Genomic DNA, 20,984 nt, shown 5'->3' on the forward strand with positions numbered 1-20,984 from the left:
TCGATACTCCCTGCACGACGCTTCGGTGCATCGCCACCGTGCCCGCCAACGGGAGAGAGACCATGTCCAGCGTAACGACGTACCGTACGGCCAGGGTCATCGACGAGGAATCCGGGCAAGGGCTGGACATCTTCTACCGCGAAGCCGGTCCCCTGGATGCGCCGGTGGTGCTGCTCCTGCATGGATTTCCCAGTTCAAGCCACCAGTACCGGGGCCTGATCCGCCGGCTCGCCGACAAGTACCGCGTGATCGCGCCGGACCTCCCCGGTTTCGGCTTTTCCGACGCACCGGATGCGCGCACGTTTGCCTATTCGTTCAAGCGGCTGGCGCGGATCATGGAGGCGTTCACCGACGTGCTCACGCTGGGAAAGTACGCGCTGTACGTCTTCGACTACGGCGCGCCCACCGGATTCCGGCTGGCGGTCGCGCGGCCGGAACGCATCACCGCGATCGTTTCCCAAAATGGCAATGCGTACGAAGAAGGACTCAGCGACGGCTGGAATCCCATCCAGGCGTACTGGAAAGATCCCAGCGAGGAGAATCGCGCCAACCTGCGCGGCTTCCTGAAGCCGGAGACCACGAGGTTCCAGTATCAGCACGGCGAGGAAGACACCACACTGATCGCCCCGGAGAGTTACACGCTGGACCAGCACTTCCTCGACCGGCCGGGCAGCGACGACATCCAGCTCGATCTGTTCGGCGACTACAAATCCAACGTGGCGGCTTATCCCGTGTTCCACAGTTACTTCCGCGAACACGCGCCGCCCCTGCTGGCGGTGTGGGGCAGGAACGATCCCTTCTTCCTTCCCGCCGGCGCCGAAGCGTTTCGTCGTGATCTTCCCCACGCGGACGTGCGCTTCGTCGACGGCGGTCATTTTCCGCTCGAGTCGCACCTGGATGAGGTCGCTGGCATCATCCTGCCGTTCCTCGCCAGGCACCTGGATACCGCACAGGGCAGGGCACTGTTCGGCGAGACCGGCCCGCAGAGCGCTGCGCCCGAGGCCCGCCCCTATCTCGACGGACTGGCTGGCGTGTTCGGCTTCGTACCCGCTTTGGGCTACGCCATCGCCGTCGAACCGTCCGTGCTGGGCGCGTACGCGGGGATGTTGCAGGCCCTGGGTGCTACGTCGCTCGATCCCATTGCACAGCAAGTGGCTATGGTTGCGGCCAGCCACGCCAACGCAGCCGGTTATGGCGTCGCCGTGCATTCGACGCTGGCGAAGAAGCTGGGTGCCAACGAATCGACGGTAAAGGCCCTGCGCGAGGGTTCGCCGCTAGACGACGTGAAATGGGAAGCGGTGCGCCAGTTCGCGACCGCCATCGCGACCAAGCGAACGCAGGTGTCCGACAGTGATGTGCGTGCGCTTACCTCGGCCGGTTACGACAAGCGTGCGGCGGTAGCGATTGCGCTGGCTGCCGCATCGAAGACCCTGGTCAACACCGTGGCGCATCTATCGCGACCCGCCGTGGATCCCGGCTTCCAGGCCTGAGAGATTCCGGTCAGGACACCCAGCGCCCCGCGGCGACCGGCTGCCCATCGCGGCCGCCGTCGAGTGGGAACGCCACCATCCGCATCGGCGCCACCCGGTAGTCCCTGCCCTGGGCCAGCGCGAGCCGGCCGAGGTCTTCGCTGGCCACGTCCAGTTCGAGCGCAAGGTCGATGTCGGCCACGTGCATGTCCAGGTGGGCGAGGCTGCCGGCGAGGTAGATGTGCCGCAGGCGTGCCTGCCAGGCCGGCTGGCCCTCGGGCACGGCGAGGGACAGGTGCTCCGGCCGGACGTAGCCGACGGCCGCATCGGCACCTCCGTCGCCCGGGTGTGCGGCGGTCGACCATGCGCCGGCTGTCCAATCCCCGCCACGGCGTTGCAGCGGAATCCGGTTGGTGCGCCCGATGAACTCGCAGACGAATGGCGTCGCCGGATCGTGGTAGATCGCCTGCGGCTCGCCGACCTGTTCGATCCGGCCCTTGTTCATCACGACGAGGCGATCGGCCAGTTCCAGTGCCTCTTCCTGGTCGTGGGTGACGAACACCGTGGTCAGGTTGAGCTCCTCGTGCAGTTCCCGCAGCCAGCGCCGCAGCGCGGTGCGGACCTGGGCGTCGAGGGCACCGAACGGCTCGTCGAGCAGCAGCAGGTCCGGTTCGACGGCGAGGGCGCGGGCGAGGGCGACCCGCTGGCGCTGGCCGCCGGAGAGCTGGCTGGGGTAGCGGTCGCCGAGCTCGGCCAGCTGCACGCGCTTCAGCAGCTGGTCCACCCGGGCGCGAATCTGCTCGCGTGAAGGCCGCGTGCGGCGCGGGCGCACGCGCAGGCCGAAGGCCACGTTCTCGCGCACCGTGAGGTGGCGGAATAGTGCGTAGTGCTGGAAGACGAGGCCGACGTTGCGCTCGCGCGCACTGGCCGCGAGGAAATCCTGGCCATCGCGGGTCACGCTGCCTGCATCGGGGTAGTCGAGGCCGGCGAGGATGCGCAGCAGGGTGGTCTTGCCCGAACCGGACGGCCCGACCAGGGCGAGGAATTCGCCGGGTGCGATATCGAGGCTGACGTCGTCCAGCGCGGCGAGGTCGGTGAACTGGCGGGTAAGGCCATGGAGGGCGAGGGTCATCTGTAGTCTCAGCGGCGCCGCGGCGCCGTCACGTCGAGGTCGTTGTGGTAACGCCATTCAAGCAAGGCTTTCACCGCCAGGGTCAGCAGGGCGAGCAGGGCGAGCAGAGACGCGATGGCGAAGGCGCCGACGTAGTTGTATTCGTTGTAGCGCATCTCGACTTCCAGCGGCATCGTCGTGGTCAGGCCACGGATATGCCCGGAGACCACGGAAACCGCACCGAACTCGCCCATGGCGCGCGCATTGCATAGCAGCACGCCATACAGCAGCGCCCAGCGGATGTTCGGCAGGGTGACCCGGAAGAACGTCTGCCACCCGCTGGCACCGAGCACACGGGCGACTTCCTCCTCCTCGCTGCCCTGAGCCTGCATCAGCGGGATCAGTTCGCGTGCGACGAAGGGCAGGGTGATGAAGATGGTCGCGAGGACGAGGCCGGGCACGGCGAAGATGACCTTGATGCCATGGGCGGCCAGCCACGGACCAAACCAGCCCTGCGCGCCGAACATCAGCACGTAGAGCAGGCCGGAGACGACGGGCGAGACGGAGAGGGGCAGGTCGATCAGCGCACCGAGCAAGGCCTTGCCGCGGAATTCGAAACGGGTCATTGCCCACGCGGCGGCGATGCCGAACACCACGTTCAACGGCACGCTGATGGCCGCCACCAGCAAGGTGAGGCGGATCGCGGCCATCGCATCCGGTTCGTCCAGGCTGGCGACGAAGGCGTGCACGCCCTGGCGTAAGGCTTCGACGAACACCGAGGCCAGCGGCAGCACGAGGAAGACACACAGGAACAGGCTGGCGGCGAGGATGATCAGTGCGCGGCCGAGCCGGCGGGTGGCACCGACACGGCGGCGCGGATGGATGGGCGTCATGCCGGCTGCTCCGCCCACCAGCGCGTCCAGCGCTGCACGGCGGAGATCGCGACCAGCAGGGTCAGCGAGAACGCCAGCATCACCACGCCGAGCGCGGCCGCGGTGGCGTAGTCGAATTCCTCGAGCCGTTGCACGATCAGCAAGGGTGCGATTTCCGAGCGCAGCGGGATGTTCCCGGCGATGAAGATCACCGAACCGTATTCGCCGACCGCGCGTGCGAGGGCCAGCGCGAAGCCGGTGAGCAGGGTAGGCACGAGCGTCGGCAGGATCACCCGGAAGAACGTCTGCATTCCGGTAGCGCCGAGGCTTTCCGCCGCGTCTTCCACGTCCTGTTCCAGCGACTGCAGCACGGGTTGCAGCGTGCGGACGACGAAGGGGAAGCCGACGAACAGCATGGCGAGCAAGACACCGAGCGGTGTGTAGGCGACCTGGATGCCCAGTGGCACCAGCCAGCGGCCCAGCCAGCCGTTGGGTGCATACACGGCGGTTAGCGCGATGCCGGCGACGGCCGTGGGCAAGGCGAACGGGAGATCGATCAGCGCGTCGAAGAGGCGCCGGCCGGGGAAGCGGTAACGGACCAGCGCCCAGGTCACCAGCAGCCCGACCACGACGTTGATCGCGGCCGCGAGGAAGGCCCCGCCGAAGCTGAGCTTCAACGCGGCCAGGGTCCGTGGCGAAGAAAACAGGCGAAGGATGCCGGCAAAGCCCACGTCCGAGGCCTTCCACGCCAGTGCCGCCAGCGGCAGCAGCACGATGAGGCCAAGATAGACAACGGCGTAACCGAGGCTCAATCCGAAGCCGGGCAGGACCCGTCGCCGCATGGTCAGTTGCCTGGTCCGATCTGGTCGAAAAGTGCGCCTTCGGCGAAGAATTTCGCCTGGGCCTTGCGCCAGTCTCCGAACACCTCCGCGAGGGTGAAGGTCTTCACCGTCGGGAACTGCGCGGCGTATTTCGCGGCCACCTCGGGCGAGCGCGGGCGATAGAAGTTGCGCGCTTCGATCTCCTGCGCCTGCGGTGAATAAAGGAACTTCACGTAGGCGTCGGCGACCTCGCGGGTGCCGTGGTCGGCCGCGTTCCTGTCGACGACGGCGACGGGCGGCTCGGCCTGGATCGTGATCGACGGGATGACCACGTCGTACTGGTCGCCGCCGGGTTCGCGCTTCGCCAGCAGGGCCTCGTTTTCCCATGCGATCAGCACGTCGCCGATGCCGCGCTGGGTAAAGGTGTTGGTCGCGCCGCGCGCGCCGGTGTCGAGCACGGGCACGTGCTGGAACAGCGTCTTGACGAAGGCTTTGGCCTTGTCGTCGTTGCCACCGGGTAGTTTCAGCGCGTAGCCCCACGCGGCGAGGAAGTTCCAGCGGGCGCCGCCGGAGGTCTTCGGGTTCGGGGTGACGACCTGGACGCCGTCGCGGACCAGGTCGCCCCAGTCACGGATCGCCTTCGGGTTGCCCTTACGGACCAGGAACACGATGGTCGAGGTATAGGGCGAGGCATTGTCGGGCAGGCGCGCCTGCCAGTCCTTCGCCAGCAGCCCGCGGTCGGCCACGGCATCGATATCATAGGCGAGCGCGAGTGTGACCACGTCGGCGGGCAGGCCGTCGACGACCGCACGCGCCTGCTTGCCCGATCCACCGTGCGACATCTGGATGGTGACGTTGTCGCCGGCGTGCTTGGCCTTCCAGTCGGCGACGAAGGCGGTGTTGATGCCCTTGTACAGTTCGCGCGTGGGGTCGTACGACACGTTGAGCAGCGTGACGTCCTTTGCCATGGCAGGCAGGACCATGGCGGTGGCCGCGAAGGCCAGAAGGGTGGGACGAAGTTTCATCGTCGGGTCCTTGGATAGCCGGTTAGCGCGGGCGGTAATACGCCGATGAGGCGGGTCAATGCGTCGGCGCAGCGTGAAAACAGCCCCACGCTACCGTCACTGGCCCGGGAATAAAACCCGTCCCCGGATGATCTTGGATGTCACCCAGGCGCATTTCGTGCCGCTGACCCCGAGGTTGCCCGCCATGTCCATGCCAGCCCAAGCGTTGAACGCCGTGTCGACGGCCGAGTCGAACTCCTATAGCAAGGTGGCCATTTTCCTGCATTGGTCGATTGCGCTCCTGATCTTCCTCAACATCGGCCTCGGTTTCTTCATGGGAACCTTCCCCAAGAGCAATCCTTGGCACGACCAGGTCCTGTTCTACCACGCCTCGTTCGGCACCCTGATCTTCCTGCTGGCCGTGGCACGGCTGGCGTGGCGAGCGACCCATACGCCGCCGGCCCTGCCGTCGCACATTCCCTCGTGGCAAAAGACGGTGGCGCATGGCCTGCACTGGGTCTTGTACACGCTGATGCTGGTCGTCCCGATGACCGGCTACATGCACCGGATGGCGGGAGGGCATCCGGTCAGCTTTTTTGGCATCGGCTACCTGCCCGTATTGATCGGCAAGGACGAGCCGTTGCGGCTGCTAACCGATACGCTGCACGTCAGCCTGGTCTGGGTGCTCTGTATCCTGGTCGCCGGGCACCTGGCCGCGGCACTGAAACATGCCTTCATCGACCGCGACGGCGTGATCCAGCGTATGTTGCGGGCATGACCGGCAGGGGCGATCCCGACGGAGGCCTGGCATGAGCACCAACCGCGCGCTGGTCGACGACCTCGCGCTACGCCATCTCGACGCGGCCTATAACCTCGGGCGCTGGTTGCTCGGCAGCGAACAGGACGCGGCGGATGCCGTGCACGATGCCTACCTGCGTGCGGCCCGCGCGTGCGATACGTATGCCGGTGGCAATGCGCGGGCATGGTGGCTCGCCATCGTGCGCAACTGCTGCCTCGCCCGGCTGGCTGTGCGCAGCAAGGAAAGGAAGAACGTTGCCATCGACGATAATCCCATCGCGGCCGAGCGCTGGTTGCCGCGGGCGGATGGCCAGGCCATCGAGGATGACCTCGATAGCGCACGGCAACGAAGCCTGCTGGCCCGGCACCTGCGTAACCTGCCGGATAGGTTCCGCGAGGTGCTGATCCTGCGTGAAATCGAAGAGCTGTCCTACCGGGAGATCGCCGACGTGCTGGAAACCCCCATCGGCACCGTGATGTCGCGCCTGGCGCGCGGGCGCGCACTGCTGCAGAAGGCCCTGTCCGAGGACGGCGCCACGGAGGTTCGTGATGGACTGTAAAGCCGCAAGCGATCTGTTGCCCCTGTACTTCGACGGCGAGCTGGACCGGACGACCGGCCGGGAGTTCGAGGCGCACCTGGACGGCTGCGCGGACTGCCGTGCCGCCCTGATCGAACTGGACGCGCTGCGCCGGACGCTGCGTGACGACGCGCCGCGCTATACCGCGCCGGAGTCGTTGCGTCGACGCATCCAGTCCGGCACCGCGGCCACGCCCGCCGCCCGGCCGGTTCGGGTGCCGCTCTCGCGGCTGGCGCTGGCAGCCTCCTGGCTGCTGGCCTTCGTCGCAGGCGGCGGTGCGTTCGCGGCCTGGACGCATGCCGCGCTGCCGGGCAACGAGCAGAGCCAGCTGACCCGCGACCTGTTCGCCAGCCACTGGCGCGCGCTGGCCGCCGCATCGCCGATCGACGTGGTCTCCACCGACCAGCACACGGTGAAACCATGGTTCGCCGGCAAGATCGCCACGGCGCCCGTGGTCCGCGACTTCGCCGCGGACGGTTACGCGTTGATCGGCGGGCGCATCGACTACGCCGGCTCCGAGCGTGTCCCGGTGCTGGTGTACCGGCACGGGAAACACCTGGTCGATGTGTTCGTGCTGCCGGCGTCAGCCGGGCCCGCCCAGCGTGAACCCTTGCAGATGCAGGGCTATGTGCTGGAAGGCGCGACACTGGGCGGCCAGCCTGCCGCGATCGTCTCGGACATGGACCAGGCCGAACTGTCGCGCTTCAGGGATTTGCTGGATGCGACCGGCCGCGGCGAATAGGCAAGTTCTTGCGCGTTGCGCGGCCGACGGCAGGTGCGCATGCTTCGTCCAGGCCCCACGGACGCAAACGCATGAGCATCGTCGAAGACCTGATAGCCAATGCCACCGCCGACGTCGACCTGCTACGCCTGCGCGATCGACAAGGCGACGTGTTCGGTACCCTGCGCGACGTCGACTTCGTGTTTTCGTCGGTGACGGAGAAGCAGGCCGGGGTCGTGGCGAGCTTCCTCACCGAATACCAGTACGTTGCCACGGCATCGGTCCAGGAAGTTGCCGGCGAATTCCGCGTCACCGCGACGCTGAATATGCCCACGGAGCAAAACGTGCTGGGCTGCGTCTCGGGCTTCATGCAATGCATCGCGGCACTCTATTCCGTGACGTACGACGGGTGGGGCGCGAACATCGAGGATACTGATCATTCCTCCGGAAAAGCCTGACCGCGACGCAGTCGGATGGCGCCGTGATCGATGTCGCGAGGGTCGACCTGGCGTTCGCCCTGGGTAATCGATAGCTTTCCTTGTCGTGCCAGCACGGCGGCGGCATGCCGCACGGGTTGCATCAACGTTCGCCATTCAGCTTCGTCGCTCGCCAGTGCACGCGCTACCTCAGACGGGCAGATGGAGCTTTCCGGCGAGCGTTGCCTCAGCAGGCTAACGATGGTTGCTTCGATATCCATGCGTGCATGCTGCGAGAGTCGCCGTGACTGATATGTAGGTGCCTTGCACGTGCGTCGTTCAAAAGGCCGCTTCGCCTGGGCTGTCGAAGTATCGGGCGTTTCTTTCGATAGCAGGTTTGAGCTGCCGGAGTAGTTCCCGCGCCTGCCGGCGCAACGGCGCCCATGCCGGATGGCGCATGGCTTGCAGTGATCCGCTCCGGTTGTTGGTCAACGTTCCGGACGGTGAAACGGCTTCGCGAGGCAACGCCTCCAGTGCCCTGGCCAATGCGATCAGGTGCGCCTTCTGCAGGTCATCGAAGTACGAAATCGCTGCCTCGGCGAGGACGACGGCGGTCTCCGCGACGTCGTGCTGGAGTTCCCACGGGACGTTGTAGTTGCCCATCGCCTCGCACTGTTCCTCGGCGTCCATGCCAAGCGTGTCCAGCGAATCCACGAACACCCTGAAGGCGTTCTCGAAAAGATCCCGTGCGTTATCGGTATGCATGCGGCAAGCGCCACCCCGTGGTCATGGACCGCCCGCCCAGGGCAGGCTCGCGCCTTCGACGGCAGGCAAGCCCAGTTCTTTCTCCAGCGCTTCGTCGACGTCGCAATAGGACGCGGCGGCATCGCTGGCATGGTCGAAGTCGAACGATTGCGGCGGACCGATGCCATCGTCTTCGTGGCTGGCCAGGCGATAGAAGCTGAAGTGTACGGGGGCGGTGTCGGCAAACGAGTGCCCGAAGTCGCGATCGGCGATAACCAACTGCGTGCCCTTCGTGCCCTTGGCGTGGAAGAGCCGGAACGTGTGCAGCGTGCAGTCGGCGCCGCCGGACGTGGTGAGGCCCAGCTCCTCGCGACCCGGCTTCCCACTCTTCGGATCGGGGATGAAAACCGGCACCGCCGCCAGGCGTGACTCGGTCTCCTTCGTCGTGCCGTTGGCATACACGTTCACCACGTTGTAGCCGTGCGCGTTGCCGTTGTCGCGCCACGCCGAGACCAGCGTGTACGGCTTGCCGTCGAGGCGGACATGGCTGATCCCGGCCTTGAACGGGATCACCTCCACGCCGGCGATGACGGCAGACAAGGCTGCACCGGACGTCATGGCCAGGGCGCTGCACACGGCAAGGGTCGGCAAGGACGAACGCATATGGCGGGCAACTCGCGGAGAGGGATATGCCGCGTATCGTCGCCTCCGCCACGGGCCAGCGCAATCGTGCCTGCCGCGACTAGGCAAAGGCGCGTGCCGGCCACAGAATGGCCCGGCAAGGGGCCGTCGGGGTTCCGGGGGCAAGCCGTGGTGCTGGGCTGGAAGGCGGTCGTCGCGGTTGTCGTCATGCTGGCCAGCACGGCCGGCAGCGCATCGCCACGCGTCCCGCTCTCGCTGGCCGACTACCAGCACAGCACCTGGGGACAGAGGGAAGGTGCACCCGCGGGCATCCAGGCGATGGCGCGGACCAGCGATGGCTGGCTCTGGCTTGGCACGACGGCGGGCCTCTTCCAGTTCGACGGCCTGTCCTTCCGCCATCGCGAGACGCTGGCTCCGGGCGACCTGCGTGCGCATGCGTTGCAGGGGATGATCGCCACGGCCAACGGCGACCTGTGGGTGTTCTTCAGCGCGGGCGGTGCCAGCGTCCTGCGCCACGGCGACCGCGACCATCCGGTCAAGATGACCGGGCTGCCCGACCAGGCCACGTTCGATGGCACGGCCGCCGATGACGAGGCTCGCATGTGGGTCATCGCCGGCAAGGCGCTGTATCGCAGCAATGGCGACCGTTGGGAGCGTGTCGATACCGCTGCTGCCGGGCTCCCACCCGCGGATCATCCCGGCCTGACCGGCGATCGCCACGGCAACGTCTTCTACAACGATGGCGATCGTTTCTGGGTTCGTGTGCCCGGTGAGCATCGGTTCACGCCCGTGGCCGGCACATGGCCGCACATCGAGACGGTTTTCCACGGCATCGACGGACGGGTCGTGCTCGCGCAGGAAGACACGCCGGGCCGGATCGTCTACAGGCGCCTGCCGGTGCCGTCGCAGCCGGGGGCGTTGAATGCGTACTCCGAGGCCGACCAGATGATGCTCGATAGCCAGGGGATCCTGTGGGACGTCGGCTGTGTGCAAGGGCAGCTATGCCGCGGCACCTTCGTCGACGGTGCGGCCGCTGACGGGATCGACCGAAACGACGACCCCTGGCAGGCGGCGGGCACCCATCCACCCGGCACCATGGTCCTGCTGATCGACGACGAAGGCAGCACGTGGGTCGGGACCAAGTTCGGCCTGGAGCGTTTCCGCGTCGCGGCGGCGACCCGCGTGCGGCTGCCACCGGACACCTATTACGTCGGCGTGTTCGAAGCCGATGGGTCGACCTATGCCACCAGCGACAGCCGTAACGGGCTGGATTCGGATCGGATCTGGCGTATCGATGGTGGGTCTCCCGTCTCGGTTTCAGCCGACCATCATCCGGTCTCGGCGCTATGGGGCGAGCGCGATGGATCGGCTCTGCTCGGCGGGGCCCGGGCCTGGTGGACGTTCAGGCACGGACAGGCGAGCGAGATCGCATTGCCCTTGCCGCTGCCATGGACGGGGAAGCGTCCACAGGCCGCCGCGCGCGATGCCCGCGGACGGTTGTGGATCGCCAACGCCACGGGCGGCGCCATGCGCCAGGATGCCGGGCGGTGGCAGCCCGGCGGCGGCGTCGCTGGTTTTCCCGACGGTCCGGTCGCCTCCATCGTTCCGTCGGGCGACGCGCTCTGGTTCGGGCTGCGCGATAACCGCATGGCGATCCTCGGTGCGGATGACCATGTACAGGTATACGACGCGACGGCGGGACTCGCGACCGGATCGGTCAACGTCGTGCTCGCCGCCACGCCGACGCTGGTCGGTGGTGAGCGCGCGCTGCAAGGTTTCGACGGCAAGGCCTTCCATACCTTGCACGCCGAGCGCGCCGACGTGCTCACGGGCATCACCGGTATCCTGCGCGACGCGGACGGCTCGCTGTGGGTGAATGGTTTCGCCGGGCTGGCGCGTTTCGCCGCGAGCGATGTCGCCCATGCGTCGACGGATCCCACGTTCGCGATGCCATGTCGGCTCTACGACGACGGCGATGGCCTTGCCGGCACGGCGCAACAGGTACGACCGCTGCCGACGCTGACGCGTACCGGCGACGGCAGGATCTGGGTGGCGTCGGTGAACGGGTTGGCCTGGATCGAGCCTTCGGCGCTGGCGCGCAATACGCTGGCACCACAGGTGGCGATCCGTGATCTCAATGGCACGGCACCCGGCAAGGCCGAGCTGCGCGTCCCCGCCGGGACGGACGCGGTGCGTATCGGCTTCGATGTCCTCTCGCTTGCACGGCCCGACCGCACCGACGTGCGCTATCGCTTGCGCGGTACCGAGGGCGCCTGGATCGATGCGGGCTGGCGCCGCGAGGCGTTGTTCGACCGACTCCCTCCCGGCCGGTATCGCTTCGAAGTCATCGCCGGCAACGAAGACGGCGTGTGGAATCGACAGGGTGCATCGCTCGAATTCACGGTGGCGCCGCGGTTCTACCAGACGATCTGGTTCAAGGCCGTTTGCGTCCTGCTCGCACTCGGCCTGGCCTGGCTGCTGTTCGTGCTGCGCCTTCGCCACGAGCGTTCGCTAATGCGACAGCGCATGGCCGTGCGCCACGCGGAACGCGAGCGCATCGCCCGCGAGCTGCACGACACGCTGCTACAGGGCATCAGTGGGCTGCTCATGCGCCTGCAGGTGTGGACGGGCCGTGGCGACGTGCCGGCGGATGTCCACGGCGACATGGAGCGCGCTGGCTCGCAGGCGCGGCAGATGTTGGTCCAGGGCCGCGACCGCATCGCCGAGTTGCGTGCGGACGACGACCAGCCGGTCGTCCTCGCCGACGAATTGCGCATGATCGGCGACAGCCTCGCCGCCTTGTATAGCGCCCGATTCCAGATGCTCGACGAGGCGCCCGGCCTCTCGCTCCGCCACGACGTGGCCGCCGAAGTGAGTGCGGTCGTCCATGAGGCGTTGGCAAACGCGCACGCCCATGCCATGGCACGCGGGATCACGCTGACCCTGTCGACGAAGGGTGGGCGCCTGTCCGTCAGCGTGGCCGACGACGGCCGGGGCGTGTCGGCCGAGGCGCTGGAGGCGGCGGCGGGGGCGGGCCACTGGGGCGTGGTCGGCATGCGCGAGCGCGCCCGGCGGATCGGGGCGACGCTGGTCATCGAGAGCCATGCTGGCGTCGGTACCATGGTGACGATCGAAGGCATTCCGCTTTCGGGCCGGTCTACCCCTTCCAGGAGCATCCCGTGATTCGCATCCTCGCCGTCGACGACCACCCGATCCTGCTCGAAGGGCTCGCCGCGGTGATCGATGCCGAAGCGGACATGCAGATGGTCGCCGAGGCCTGCAGTGGCGAGGAGGCCATCGCCCAGTTCCGTGCACACCGTCCGGACGTCACCCTGATGGACCTGGAACTGCTCGGCATGTCGGGCGAAGAGGCGATCCGGCGCATCCGCGAGGAGTTCCCGGACGCGGCGATCCTGGTGCTGACCACGTTCAAGGGCGATGCCCAGGTGCTGCGCGTGCTCAAGGCTGGTGCGCGCGGCTACCTGCTCAAGAGCACGATCCGCCGCGACCTGGTCGATACGATCCGCCTGCTGCACCAGGGCAAGAAGGTCATTCCGAAGGAGATCGCCGACGAGATCGCCGGCCACGCCATCGATGAGCGGCTCACCCCGCGCGAGCTGTCCGTCCTGCGCTACGTCGCCGATGGTCACTCGAACAAGCTGATCGCCGAGCTCCTCTACATCACCGAAGCCACGGTAAAGGTCCACGTGAAGAGCATCCTGGGCAAGACCGGCGCGAGCTCACGCACGCACGCGGTGCAGATCGCCCACAAGCGCGGGCTGATCGATCGCTGAGGTTGCTCATTCTTTCGCGGGCAGCGCTGCCTGGATGTCGGTCATGGTCCGCTGGCCAACGCTCCAATGGTCGAGCGATACCTCGCTCAGGATGATGGTGACGGCGTGCCCGGGCACCCGTAGTGTCCGCTGCGCCGCGGTGGCAACCTCCTTCATGAAGGCCTCTTTCTGCGCCTGGGTGCGGCCGGTGAGCAGTTGCACGTTAATGACGGGCATGGGCCACCTCCACGACGATCTTGCCGGCGTTGCCCGACGATTGCAGGCGCTCGTGGGCTTCGTTGACGCTGGACAGGCCGAACGTCGCGGGGTCGACACGCGCGACCAGCTGCCCGGCATCCACCATGCCCGCGGCCTCGCGAAGGATCTCCCCGTGGTGTTCCTTGCCGATGCCGGTCAGCAGCGGTAGCAATGTGAACACACCCGAGTAGGTGCCCGCGCGGAACGACAGCGGCGCAAGCGCGTGCGTGCCCCAGCCCAGCGCACTGACCACGTGGCCGAAGCGGGCGACGGCCTTGAACGAGGCATCCAGCACCTCGCCACCAACGGTGTCGACGACGAGGTCGAAGCCTTGGCCGCCGGTATGCGCCTGCAGGTACTGCTCCGGTGTCTGCGCATGCCGGTCGATGGCGATGGCGCCGCGGGCTTCGACCAGCGGGATGTCGGCGGCCGACACGGTAGTGAATACCTCGGCACCGGCCGCCGTGGCGATCTGGATCGCCATGTAGCCGACGCCGCCGGCGCCACCGTGGACGAGCACCTTCATGCCGTGGGACACGTGCGCGCGGTCGACCAGGCCTTCCCACGCCGTGATGAAGGCGAGGGGCAGGGACGCGGCGTCGCGCATGCCCAGCCCCGTGGGTTTGCGCGCAAGCAGCGCGGCATCGACCGCCGCATACTGGGCGAGCGAGCCTTGCACGCCGCCGACCCCACCGGTCATGCCGAACACCTCGTCACCGTTCGACCAGTCCGTGACCCCGGGCCCCACCGCGCACACCACACCGGCGAGGTCGATGCCGAGGATCGCCGGCAGGGGATGCTGGGCGTGCGCGGCCTTGCCGGCACGGATCTTCAGGTCGAGCGGATTGACGCCGCTGGCGTGGACCTCGACCAGGACCTGGCCCTTGCCTGGCACAGGGCGGGGCAGTTCGCGCAGTACCGGGGCACCGTCGATCGATTCGATCACGGCGGCTTGCATCGTGGCTTGCGAGTTCATGGATAGGCGCTCGGTTGGTTGGCTCCAGCTTGCCGCAGCGGATGCGAGCGATGAATGCGCCATGTGCTCGAATACTGGCGCATGCGTCTCAGCGGCTACTGCCTGACGAACTCGGTCTCGACGACGATACTGACGGCATCGCCTTCCAGCGGTGCCCACTGACCGACGCCGAAGTCAGAACGCTTGAAGGTCGCTTCGCCCGAAAAGCCCATGCGCGACTGGGCGAATCCGTTATAGGTCGCCGTCAGCAGCAGGGGGCGGGCGACGCCATGGAAATCGAGCGTGCCGTTGATCGTTGCGTGGCCGCCAACGATCTTCACCGCGTCGGCCGTGAAATGGATCGCCGGGTGCGCGTCCGCTTCGAAGTACTTCGTGGCGATGCGCTGGTCGAACTTTGTATCGCCCGTATCCACGGACGCCGGATTCACGGTGATGTCCAGGTGCGTTGCCGTCGCACTCGCGGGGTCGAAGGCGAAGCTTCCGCTGGCGTCGTCGAAGCGCAGCGTGTAGTGCGACAGGTCCATGTGCGCCAGCCTGGCCACCACCGACGTGTGGTGCGGGTCGAGCTTGTAGGTGCCGGCAAGGGCCGCCGAAGGATCCCGCGAAAGATGCAGGGCCTGGTATTGCGCCATGGCGCTGGCGTCTTCCGCTTTGGGCGGATCGACGGGCGCGGCGAGGGCGCCGGACACCAGCGCGAGGGAGGCGAAGGCGAGCGAAGCGTTCAGGGCGGGCGAAGGCATGGGGAGGACCGGGCAGGGGATACGCGAACGCTAACGGGACGCCGCGTCTTGCGCATACCCACAAATAGCTAGACGAAGCGCCGGGCGGTTCACGGCCGGCGATGCACTACCTAAGGGGTAGAGCGCATGCCAGGGCCACGCGCGTATCGTGGAGCGGGGCGCCGACGCGGCGGATGCCCTCCCATCGAGGACGACTGGCGATGAAGACGTATTTCCTGGCGATGCTGGCGGTGTGTGCGACGGCTGGCTGTTCCGACTCGCAGGTGCAGGCCATCAAGGATGCCGGCTACCTGATGCGGATGAACGGCCTGGTCTGTCACTTCGCGGCCACTGAAATGACGAAGGTCAACACCTGGCTAGACGAGGTGATCAAGGAACACCCGGCCCTGGCCGAGTACGCCCGGAAAGGCGCTGCCGAGGCGGACGCCGTTGCCGAACGGCACAAGGCGGCCAGCGACGGCCAGCAACTCAACATCGCCGAATGCAACAACGTGCACGCGATGGCGATGAAGTGGCCCGGCTAGCGAGCTGCCAGGGAGCCGGGGCCAGACGAAGAAGCCTCCATCCGCGGTGTCGGCGCGGATGGAGGCTTCGTATCACAGGCTAAAGGCGCGGATCACTCCACGATGTTCGCCGTCACGTGGTACACGCGACCGCCCCAGCCATCGTTCGGGAACGAGTCGGAGACCTTCAGGTACACCGGCTTGGAACCGTCCGTGCCGCTACCCAGGAACGGGGTCAGGTCGATCGTGCGGTCACCCTTGTTCGAACCGTCGGTCACCGGATTGGTCTCCTGCAGCACGGTGGTCCAGGTCACGTTGTCCGAGCTGGCCTGGACCAGGTACTCGGCATCGATCGTCAGGGTGACCTTGGCCGAGGTCGTATCCGCCGGGAACGGGAACCGGTAGGTGAAGTGCGCATTGCCGTCGGCGAAGCGGTTCTGCACGCCGTTGCTCTGCGACGTGCTCGCGTCGAACAGCCACGGATTCTCGTCCACGGTGCCGGTGTCGAAGTCGATGCTGTGTGCGATCAGCACGTCGGCCTGGGTGGTGAAGCGCAGGCCAGCCGCGGCGAGATTCGCCGTGACCATGTGGTGACCGTCGGCCGTCGAGCCCGGGACGCTGACCTTGAGTGCGACGCTGCCGGTCACGGGGTTAGCGTTACCGCGCGGGATCAGCTTGACCAGGCTGGCACGTGGCGTGGCCGACCAGCCGCTCGGCACATCCACCGAGGCCAGTGCCAGCAGCGGGAAGAAGCCCGTGGCCGAGGCATTGAGCTGCAGCGGGATGGTCGTCGCGCCCGATGCCGACGGCATGATAACCGGTTGCGCAGGCGTCATGGTGGCGGCGAGCGATTCGAGCGGAGTGAAGGTCGGGATATCCCCGATCAACGCGCTCATCGCGCTGGCCTGGGTACGCCAGTCGAAGACGTTCGGATGATCGTCGCTGGTCGCGCCCGTCCAGCGCGTACCGAGGCGTCCGGCCGCGTCGCGGTCGTTGTTCCAGATGCTGGTCGCCTGGTCTTCGAGGAAGTTGGCGTAGGTCCGGTCATGCGTGGTGTCGACCAGGTCGGTCCAGTAGCGCATGAAGATGCCCTTGAACTGCTTGCCGTTGTCGTCGCAGCTCTGGTCGTCGGCGTCGCAGCTTTCGTTGAGCACGCCGTTCTTCACCAGGCCCTTGGGACCGATCGCGGCATTGGCCATGCGCTTGACCCCGGCGAGCACCTTCGGATCGCGCGTGGCACGGTACAGCTCCAGGCCGCCGCCGATCGCGAGGCCCTGGTTGTAGGTCCAGACGTTCTGGCCGTTGTTGGTGCAGGCGTTGGTCAGGCCATCGTTGACCAGGCCGTCGGCGTTGACCATGCCGCTGTTCTGGAACCAGGTCCACGCCGTCTTCGAACGGCCCAGCCAAAGCGTGTCGCCCGGCAGGCGGTTGTGCAGCTCGGCGGTCAGGCGGATCCACAGGCCGTTGGTGATGGCGTTCTTGTAGGTGCGCTCGCCATCCCACCAGACACCGCCGCCGCACGTACTGGTGTCCCAGTAGCCGTTGACATAGTTGGCGATGGTGACGGCCATGGCCAGGTATTTGGGGTTATGGGTCAGGTCATAGGCCTGCACCCAGGTGAGGCCCCACCATTCCGAGTCGTCGATGGCGCGGCTGGTGAAGTTGCCCAGCAGCGGGTCGCCCGACAGCACGCCGGCGGGGAACACGCCCTTGTCCTTCTCGAAGGTGTTGTCGAGCTGGCCGAGGTAGCGGCGGTCGCCCGTGCGCTGCATGTAATCGCCGACCGTTTGCAGTGCGACGGCGGTGTTCCACCAGCTCGACGGGAACCAGGCCTTGACCGGGTCGTACGAACCCATCAGCACATCGGCGGCCACGCGTGCGCGGGCGACGGCCGTGGGGCCATCCGCCGGCGGGGCCGGGCGGGCCTGTTCGGCTGCGCTGGCAGGGAGAGTCGCGGCCAGGGCAGTGAGGCTGGCGACAGCCAGTGCGGTCTTGATGCACGAACGAACGTTGGCGGACCGGCTCTTGGCCCGCCAGGACTTGATTGTCAGCTTCATGAGACGAAGCGCTCCCATTGGATACCCACAAGGAATAGGAGGCTGCGTCTCCCCAACGAATCCCCCCGGCCGGACCGTGGGCGGTGGTCCGGATTCATGCCTGCAACCCAGCCCATCAGCGGGTGCAGATTGCCGGAGTGTCGCAGAGGTGAAAGGGCGAAAAGTGAGAACCGCGTCAACGCACGAGCACGTGTTTTTTGCTGTGCCGCAACAATTGTCAGACAAATCGATTCGCTGGAACGTGCCGTTACGGTTCGAAGGAAATTGCGTTATTTCGCTTTGAATACATATTCCTTAACGCATCCATGGCGAATTTTCGAAGCGTATTGACTCATTCGCGTGGAAGGGCGACGTTGTGCTCCACCACACACGGGAGAAACAGCATGACCGCCACCATCGCCGACAATGCAAACCGCCGCCGTTCGCGCGTCCTTGGCCTGATCGTGCTGGGCGCTGCGCTTATCGCACCGCTTGCCGCGAACGCCGACGACCACCATCCGCCGCATCATCGCCACCAGGTCTGCAAGAACGTCCGCGTGTCAGACCACCATGGCCACTGGCACAACAGCAAGCAGTGCCATTGGGTGAACCGCTAAGCGTTTCCCTGGCGACCCGGCCTTACCGCCGGGTCGCTCTCATTAGAAGACGGTTCGCGCGAAACCTTCCGCGTTTGACTTGCCGTTTTTCCGGCTCTTCACATCTCAAACTTGCCGTAAGAACGTAGCCGGGGCTAACCTCTGGGTCGACTCTATGCACACGGCAGGCGGCATGAGGAAAGAGCCGATGGGAGCAACGCGCTCAAGACCCGTCTTTGACGACGTGGCTGAGCTGGTCCGCCTCGCGGGGCCGGCTGCGGAAGGCGAGGGTGTGGTGATCACCGACGTGACCGGCAACATCGTCTTCGCGAACGCGGATGCGGAAACCATCCTTGGCTTTGTCCGGATCGGCGTCGGCGTGGAAGACTACAGCTCCATGCATGGTGTCTTCACCGAAGACGGCCGGCCGTACCCGTCCTCCGACTTGCCACTGGCGCGCGCTGTCCTGTCGCAGAAGACCACGCGTGACGTTCGCTTGCTGCTCCGGCGTTGCGACGGCCAGCATCACCTCACCAGCGTAACCATCAGTGTGTCGGGACGACCGCTCTACGACGCCTCGCGCAGGCACGTCGGCGCCGCGGCTTTCTTCACCGTCGTTTCCACCTGACCCTACGATTTCCGCAGACTCACTGGCCGACGTATCCGCGGCCAGCACATCCCGTGCCACGCATGCGCACGCCATGACGACCCGCTGTATACGCCCCGACGTGCAACGTCACGGGCTAAACCACGCCGAGGTCAGCCATGGTCAAGAAAGCCGCCCCTTCTTCCGCAGCACCGCGCGACACGCGTGGTAACGGCGACGAACTCCACCAGGTCGCCGGGGGCAGCCATCCGCCGCTGACCACCAACCAGGGCTTGCCCGTCAGCGACGACCAGAACTCGCTGAAGGTCGGCGAACGCGGCCCGGTGCTGCTGGAGGATTTCATCCTCCGCGAGAAGATCACCCACTTCGATCATGAACGCATCCCCGAACGAATCGTGCATGCACGCGGCAGCGCGGCCCACGGTTACTTCGAACTCACCGCGTCGCTGGCGAAGTACACGACAGCACGCGTGCTGACCGAAGTGGGCGAGCGCACCCCGGTGTTCACACGGTTCTCGACCGTGGCGGGCGGCGCGGGCTCGGTGGATACGCCGCGCGACGTGCGTGGCTTCGCCGTGAAGCTCTACACGAAGGAAGGGAACTGGGACCTCGTCGGCAACAACATCCCGGTGTTCTTCATCCAGGATGCGCTGAAGTTCCCCGACCTCATCCACGCCGTGAAGATGGAGCCAGACCGTGGCTTTCCGCAGGCAGCGTCGGCGCACGACACGTTCTGGGATTTCATTTCACTGACCCCCGAGTCGTTCCACATGATCATGTGGGCGATGTCGGATCGCGCGATCCCGCGCTCGCTGCGCATGATCGAGGGGTTCGGCATTCATTCGTTCCGCCTGGTCGACGGCAAGGGCGGCAGCACCTTCGTGAAGTTCCACTGGCGGCCGAAACTCGGCCTGCAGTCCACCGTATGGGACGAGGCCGTGAAGCTGGCCGGCGCGGACCCGGACTTCCACCGCCGGGACCTGTTCGAATCCATCCAGGCGGGTAACTTCCCGGAATGGGAACTGGGCGTGCAGCTGTTCACTGAGGCGCAGGCGGCCGAATTCCCGTTCGACCACCTCGATGCCACCAAGCTCATTCCCGAAGAACTCGTGCCACTGAAGATCATCGGGCGGATGGTGCTGGATCGCTGGCCCGACAATTTCTTCGCCGAGACCGAGCAGGTCGCTTTCTGCCCGTCGCATCTCGTGCCCGGGCTGGACTTTAGCAACGATCCCTTGTTGCAGGGTCGCCTGTTCTCGTACCTCGACACCCAGCTGTCGCGGCTCGGCTCGCCGAACTTCCACCAGCTGCCGGTGAACGCGCCGAAGTGCCCCTTCGCCAACCACCAGCGCGATGGCCATATGCAGCAACAGGTGCCGAAGGGTCGCGTGGCCTACGGGCCGAGCTCGCTGCAGGCCGATTCACCGCGCGAAGAGCCGAAGCGCGGCTTCCGCTCGGCGCCGGTCGAGGAAGCGGGTGCCCGTGGTCGGATCCGTGCCGAGACCTTTGCCGATCACTACAGCCAGGCGCGCCTTTTCTTCACCAGCCAGACCGGGTTTGAGCAGGCGCACATCGCGTCGGCGCTGGTGTTCGAGTTGTCGAAGGTCGAGACGCAGCACGTGCGCGAAGCCGTCGTGGGCCACCTTCGTAACGTCGACGAGGATCTCGCCAGGCGCGTCGCAACGGGGCTGGCGATGGACAAGTTGCCGCCCGCACCAAAAGCGGCCGCGCCGCTGGTCGAGATGAAGCCGTCACCCGCGCTACAGATCATCGGCAAGATGAAGGCCACGCTCGAAGGGCGTGTCGTCGGCATCCTGGTCAACGATGGTTCGGACGCGAAGACCATCGCGGCCCTGCGCAAGGCGGCCGAAGATGCCGGTGCCACGGTGAAGATCGTGGCACCAAAAGTCGGCGGCGCAAAGCTTGCCGACGGCAAGAAACTGCCTGCGGATGGCCAGTTGGCCGGCACTCCGTCGATCGTGTTCGATGCGGTCGCCGTCGTGTTGGGCAAGGACGGTGCGGCGCAGTTGGCGAAGGAGGCTGCGGCGATCGATTTCGTGCGCGATGCCTTCGGTCATCTGAAGGCGATCGCGCTCGATGACGGTGGCAGGGCACTCTTCGAGGCGGCCGGTCTGGAAGCCGACGAAGGTGTGGTTGGAGCTGCCAATCCGGCCGCGTTCGTCAAGGGCGCGAAGGGTCGTTATTTCGCTCGCGAGACGAACGTCCGCATGTTGCCGTGAGGTCACGCCGGGCCGTGGTGCACCGCACCAACGCCACGATCCAAAAAATCGAAGTTTCGACTCGATGAGTGCCCCGAAA

Annotated in this window: 22 protein-coding genes; 11 read left to right on the forward strand and 11 right to left on the reverse strand. The window is 66.5% G+C overall.

The window, feature by feature from the left end:
- The first annotated feature begins 62 nt into the window (after positions 1-62).
- Positions 63-1,490 (forward strand): alpha/beta fold hydrolase, encoded by a 1,428-nt coding sequence (locus KPL74_04885; GenBank protein QWT21337.1) that lies wholly within the window; start codon positions 63-65, stop codon positions 1,488-1,490.
- A 10-nt stretch (positions 1,491-1,500) separates the two neighbouring features.
- On the opposite strand, the gene cysA is transcribed toward KPL74_04885, so the two are convergent.
- From cysA to KPL74_04905, 4 genes are read right to left on the reverse strand one after another with little or no spacing between them, the layout of a single operon-like run.
- A complete protein-coding gene (gene cysA, locus KPL74_04890) occupies positions 1,501-2,601 on the reverse strand; it encodes a sulfate ABC transporter ATP-binding protein (protein QWT21338.1) in 1,101 nt (366 codons plus the stop codon).
- 8 nt (positions 2,602-2,609) lie between these two features.
- Positions 2,610-3,473 (reverse strand): sulfate ABC transporter permease subunit CysW, encoded by an 864-nt coding sequence (cysW, locus tag KPL74_04895; protein QWT21339.1) that lies wholly within the window; start codon positions 3,471-3,473, stop codon positions 2,610-2,612.
- A complete protein-coding gene (cysT, locus tag KPL74_04900) occupies positions 3,470-4,294 on the reverse strand; it encodes a sulfate ABC transporter permease subunit CysT (GenBank protein QWT21340.1) in 825 nt (274 codons plus the stop codon). The genes cysW and cysT overlap by 4 nt, the downstream gene beginning before the upstream one ends.
- Positions 4,295-4,296: 2 nt before the next feature.
- On the reverse strand, positions 4,297-5,298 hold the full coding sequence (locus KPL74_04905; GenBank protein QWT21341.1) for a sulfate ABC transporter substrate-binding protein: 1,002 nt from the start codon (positions 5,296-5,298) through the stop codon (positions 4,297-4,299).
- Positions 5,299-5,482: 184 nt separating this feature from the next.
- On the opposite strand from KPL74_04905, the gene KPL74_04910 reads away from it, so the two are divergent.
- The 4 genes from KPL74_04910 to KPL74_04925 all read left to right on the forward strand — a co-directional run bounded on the left by KPL74_04910 (position 5,483) and on the right by KPL74_04925 (position 7,832).
- Positions 5,483-6,055 (forward strand): cytochrome b, encoded by a 573-nt coding sequence (locus KPL74_04910; protein ID QWT21342.1) that lies wholly within the window; start codon positions 5,483-5,485, stop codon positions 6,053-6,055.
- Positions 6,056-6,086: 31 nt separating this feature from the next.
- On the forward strand, positions 6,087-6,635 hold the full coding sequence (locus KPL74_04915) for a sigma-70 family RNA polymerase sigma factor (GenBank protein QWT21343.1): 549 nt from the start codon (positions 6,087-6,089) through the stop codon (positions 6,633-6,635).
- A complete protein-coding gene (locus KPL74_04920; GenBank protein ID QWT21344.1) occupies positions 6,625-7,395 on the forward strand; it encodes a zf-HC2 domain-containing protein in 771 nt (256 codons plus the stop codon). Before KPL74_04915 ends, KPL74_04920 begins: the two co-directional genes overlap by 11 nt.
- Before the next feature lie 71 nt (positions 7,396-7,466).
- Positions 7,467-7,832, forward strand: coding sequence for a ribonuclease E inhibitor RraB (locus KPL74_04925; GenBank protein ID QWT21345.1), 366 nt, complete (start codon positions 7,467-7,469; stop codon positions 7,830-7,832).
- Here the strand turns inward: KPL74_04925 and KPL74_04930 are convergent.
- From KPL74_04930 to KPL74_04940, 3 genes are read right to left on the reverse strand one after another with little or no spacing between them, the layout of a single operon-like run.
- Positions 7,811-8,071, reverse strand: coding sequence for a DUF3253 domain-containing protein (locus KPL74_04930; protein ID QWT21346.1), 261 nt, complete (start codon positions 8,069-8,071; stop codon positions 7,811-7,813). The genes KPL74_04925 and KPL74_04930 overlap by 22 nt on opposite strands.
- Positions 8,072-8,129: 58 nt before the next feature.
- Positions 8,130-8,555, reverse strand: a complete 426-nt coding sequence (locus KPL74_04935) for a hypothetical protein (protein QWT21347.1) — start codon at positions 8,553-8,555, stop codon at positions 8,130-8,132.
- Positions 8,556-8,576: 21 nt separating this feature from the next.
- On the reverse strand, positions 8,577-9,197 hold the full coding sequence (locus tag KPL74_04940) for a hypothetical protein (GenBank protein ID QWT21348.1): 621 nt from the start codon (positions 9,195-9,197) through the stop codon (positions 8,577-8,579).
- Between the two features lie 93 nt (positions 9,198-9,290).
- Here KPL74_04940 and KPL74_04945 point away from each other — a divergent pair, with 93 nt between their 5' ends.
- Complete coding sequence (locus KPL74_04945) at positions 9,291-12,359, forward strand: hypothetical protein (GenBank protein ID QWT21349.1); 3,069 nt, start codon at positions 9,291-9,293, stop codon at positions 12,357-12,359.
- A complete protein-coding gene (locus KPL74_04950) occupies positions 12,356-12,970 on the forward strand; it encodes a response regulator transcription factor (protein QWT21350.1) in 615 nt (204 codons plus the stop codon). The genes KPL74_04945 and KPL74_04950 overlap by 4 nt, the downstream gene beginning before the upstream one ends.
- A gap of 6 nt (positions 12,971-12,976) precedes the next feature.
- Here the strand turns inward: KPL74_04950 and KPL74_04955 are convergent, their stop codons facing one another.
- The 3 genes from KPL74_04955 to KPL74_04965 all read right to left on the reverse strand — a co-directional run bounded on the left by KPL74_04955 (position 12,977) and on the right by KPL74_04965 (position 14,923).
- Positions 12,977-13,186 (reverse strand): tautomerase family protein, encoded by a 210-nt coding sequence (locus KPL74_04955; GenBank protein QWT21351.1) that lies wholly within the window; start codon positions 13,184-13,186, stop codon positions 12,977-12,979.
- Positions 13,173-14,183 (reverse strand): zinc-dependent alcohol dehydrogenase family protein, encoded by a 1,011-nt coding sequence (locus tag KPL74_04960; GenBank protein QWT21352.1) that lies wholly within the window; start codon positions 14,181-14,183, stop codon positions 13,173-13,175. Before KPL74_04960 ends, KPL74_04955 begins: the two co-directional genes overlap by 14 nt.
- A 95-nt stretch (positions 14,184-14,278) precedes the next feature.
- On the reverse strand, positions 14,279-14,923 hold the full coding sequence (locus tag KPL74_04965; GenBank protein ID QWT21353.1) for a YceI family protein: 645 nt from the start codon (positions 14,921-14,923) through the stop codon (positions 14,279-14,281).
- Between the two features lie 200 nt (positions 14,924-15,123).
- Between KPL74_04965 and KPL74_04970 the strand changes: the two genes are divergently transcribed.
- Entirely contained in the window at positions 15,124-15,447 is a 324-nt protein-coding gene (locus tag KPL74_04970; protein ID QWT21354.1) for a hypothetical protein, read from the forward strand.
- Between the two features lie 92 nt (positions 15,448-15,539).
- Here KPL74_04970 and KPL74_04975 read toward each other — a convergent pair whose 3' ends face one another.
- Positions 15,540-17,483, reverse strand: coding sequence for a glycoside hydrolase family 76 protein (locus tag KPL74_04975; protein ID QWT21355.1), 1,944 nt, complete (start codon positions 17,481-17,483; stop codon positions 15,540-15,542).
- A gap of 383 nt (positions 17,484-17,866) precedes the next feature.
- On the opposite strand from KPL74_04975, the gene KPL74_04980 reads away from it, so the two are divergent.
- The 3 genes from KPL74_04980 to KPL74_04990 all read left to right on the forward strand — a co-directional run bounded on the left by KPL74_04980 (position 17,867) and on the right by KPL74_04990 (position 20,905).
- Positions 17,867-18,079, forward strand: a complete 213-nt coding sequence (locus KPL74_04980; GenBank protein QWT21356.1) for a hypothetical protein — start codon at positions 17,867-17,869, stop codon at positions 18,077-18,079.
- 187 nt (positions 18,080-18,266) lie between these two features.
- On the forward strand, positions 18,267-18,686 hold the full coding sequence (locus KPL74_04985; protein QWT21357.1) for a PAS domain-containing protein: 420 nt from the start codon (positions 18,267-18,269) through the stop codon (positions 18,684-18,686).
- Between the two features lie 137 nt (positions 18,687-18,823).
- Entirely contained in the window at positions 18,824-20,905 is a 2,082-nt protein-coding gene (locus tag KPL74_04990) for a catalase (GenBank protein QWT21358.1), read from the forward strand.
- Positions 20,906-20,984: the final 79 nt, after the last annotated feature.

It is taken from the genome of Bacillus sp. NP157 (genome assembly GCA_018889975.1).
Classification (GTDB): domain Bacteria; phylum Pseudomonadota; class Gammaproteobacteria; order Xanthomonadales; family Rhodanobacteraceae; genus Luteibacter.

What these genes read in the sequence shown, in the direction of transcription:
- KPL74_04885 (QWT21337.1), top strand. Translation starts at nt 63, where the DNA reads ATGTCCAGCGTAACGACGTACCGTACGGCCAGGGTCATCGACGAGGAA.
- cysA (QWT21338.1), bottom strand. Translation starts at nt 2,601, where the DNA reads ATGACCCTCGCCCTCCATGGCCTTACCCGCCAGTTCACCGACCTCGCC.
- cysW (QWT21339.1), bottom strand. Translation starts at nt 3,473, where the DNA reads ATGACGCCCATCCATCCGCGCCGCCGTGTCGGTGCCACCCGCCGGCTC.
- cysT (QWT21340.1), bottom strand. Translation starts at nt 4,294, where the DNA reads ATGCGGCGACGGGTCCTGCCCGGCTTCGGATTGAGCCTCGGTTACGCC.
- KPL74_04905 (QWT21341.1), bottom strand. Translation starts at nt 5,298, where the DNA reads ATGAAACTTCGTCCCACCCTTCTGGCCTTCGCGGCCACCGCCATGGTC.
- KPL74_04910 (QWT21342.1), top strand. Translation starts at nt 5,483, where the DNA reads ATGTCCATGCCAGCCCAAGCGTTGAACGCCGTGTCGACGGCCGAGTCG.
- KPL74_04915 (QWT21343.1), top strand. Translation starts at nt 6,087, where the DNA reads ATGAGCACCAACCGCGCGCTGGTCGACGACCTCGCGCTACGCCATCTC.
- KPL74_04920 (QWT21344.1), top strand. Translation starts at nt 6,625, where the DNA reads ATGGACTGTAAAGCCGCAAGCGATCTGTTGCCCCTGTACTTCGACGGC.
- KPL74_04925 (QWT21345.1), top strand. Translation starts at nt 7,467, where the DNA reads ATGAGCATCGTCGAAGACCTGATAGCCAATGCCACCGCCGACGTCGAC.
- KPL74_04930 (QWT21346.1), bottom strand. Translation starts at nt 8,071, where the DNA reads ATGGATATCGAAGCAACCATCGTTAGCCTGCTGAGGCAACGCTCGCCG.
- KPL74_04935 (QWT21347.1), bottom strand. Translation starts at nt 8,555, where the DNA reads ATGCATACCGATAACGCACGGGATCTTTTCGAGAACGCCTTCAGGGTG.
- KPL74_04940 (QWT21348.1), bottom strand. Translation starts at nt 9,197, where the DNA reads ATGCGTTCGTCCTTGCCGACCCTTGCCGTGTGCAGCGCCCTGGCCATG.
- KPL74_04955 (QWT21351.1), bottom strand. Translation starts at nt 13,186, where the DNA reads ATGCCCGTCATTAACGTGCAACTGCTCACCGGCCGCACCCAGGCGCAG.
- KPL74_04960 (QWT21352.1), bottom strand. Translation starts at nt 14,183, where the DNA reads ATGAACTCGCAAGCCACGATGCAAGCCGCCGTGATCGAATCGATCGAC.
- KPL74_04965 (QWT21353.1), bottom strand. Translation starts at nt 14,923, where the DNA reads ATGCCTTCGCCCGCCCTGAACGCTTCGCTCGCCTTCGCCTCCCTCGCG.
- KPL74_04970 (QWT21354.1), top strand. Translation starts at nt 15,124, where the DNA reads ATGAAGACGTATTTCCTGGCGATGCTGGCGGTGTGTGCGACGGCTGGC.
- KPL74_04975 (QWT21355.1), bottom strand. Translation starts at nt 17,483, where the DNA reads ATGAAGCTGACAATCAAGTCCTGGCGGGCCAAGAGCCGGTCCGCCAAC.
- KPL74_04980 (QWT21356.1), top strand. Translation starts at nt 17,867, where the DNA reads ATGACCGCCACCATCGCCGACAATGCAAACCGCCGCCGTTCGCGCGTC.
- KPL74_04985 (QWT21357.1), top strand. Translation starts at nt 18,267, where the DNA reads ATGGGAGCAACGCGCTCAAGACCCGTCTTTGACGACGTGGCTGAGCTG.
- KPL74_04990 (QWT21358.1), top strand. Translation starts at nt 18,824, where the DNA reads ATGGTCAAGAAAGCCGCCCCTTCTTCCGCAGCACCGCGCGACACGCGT.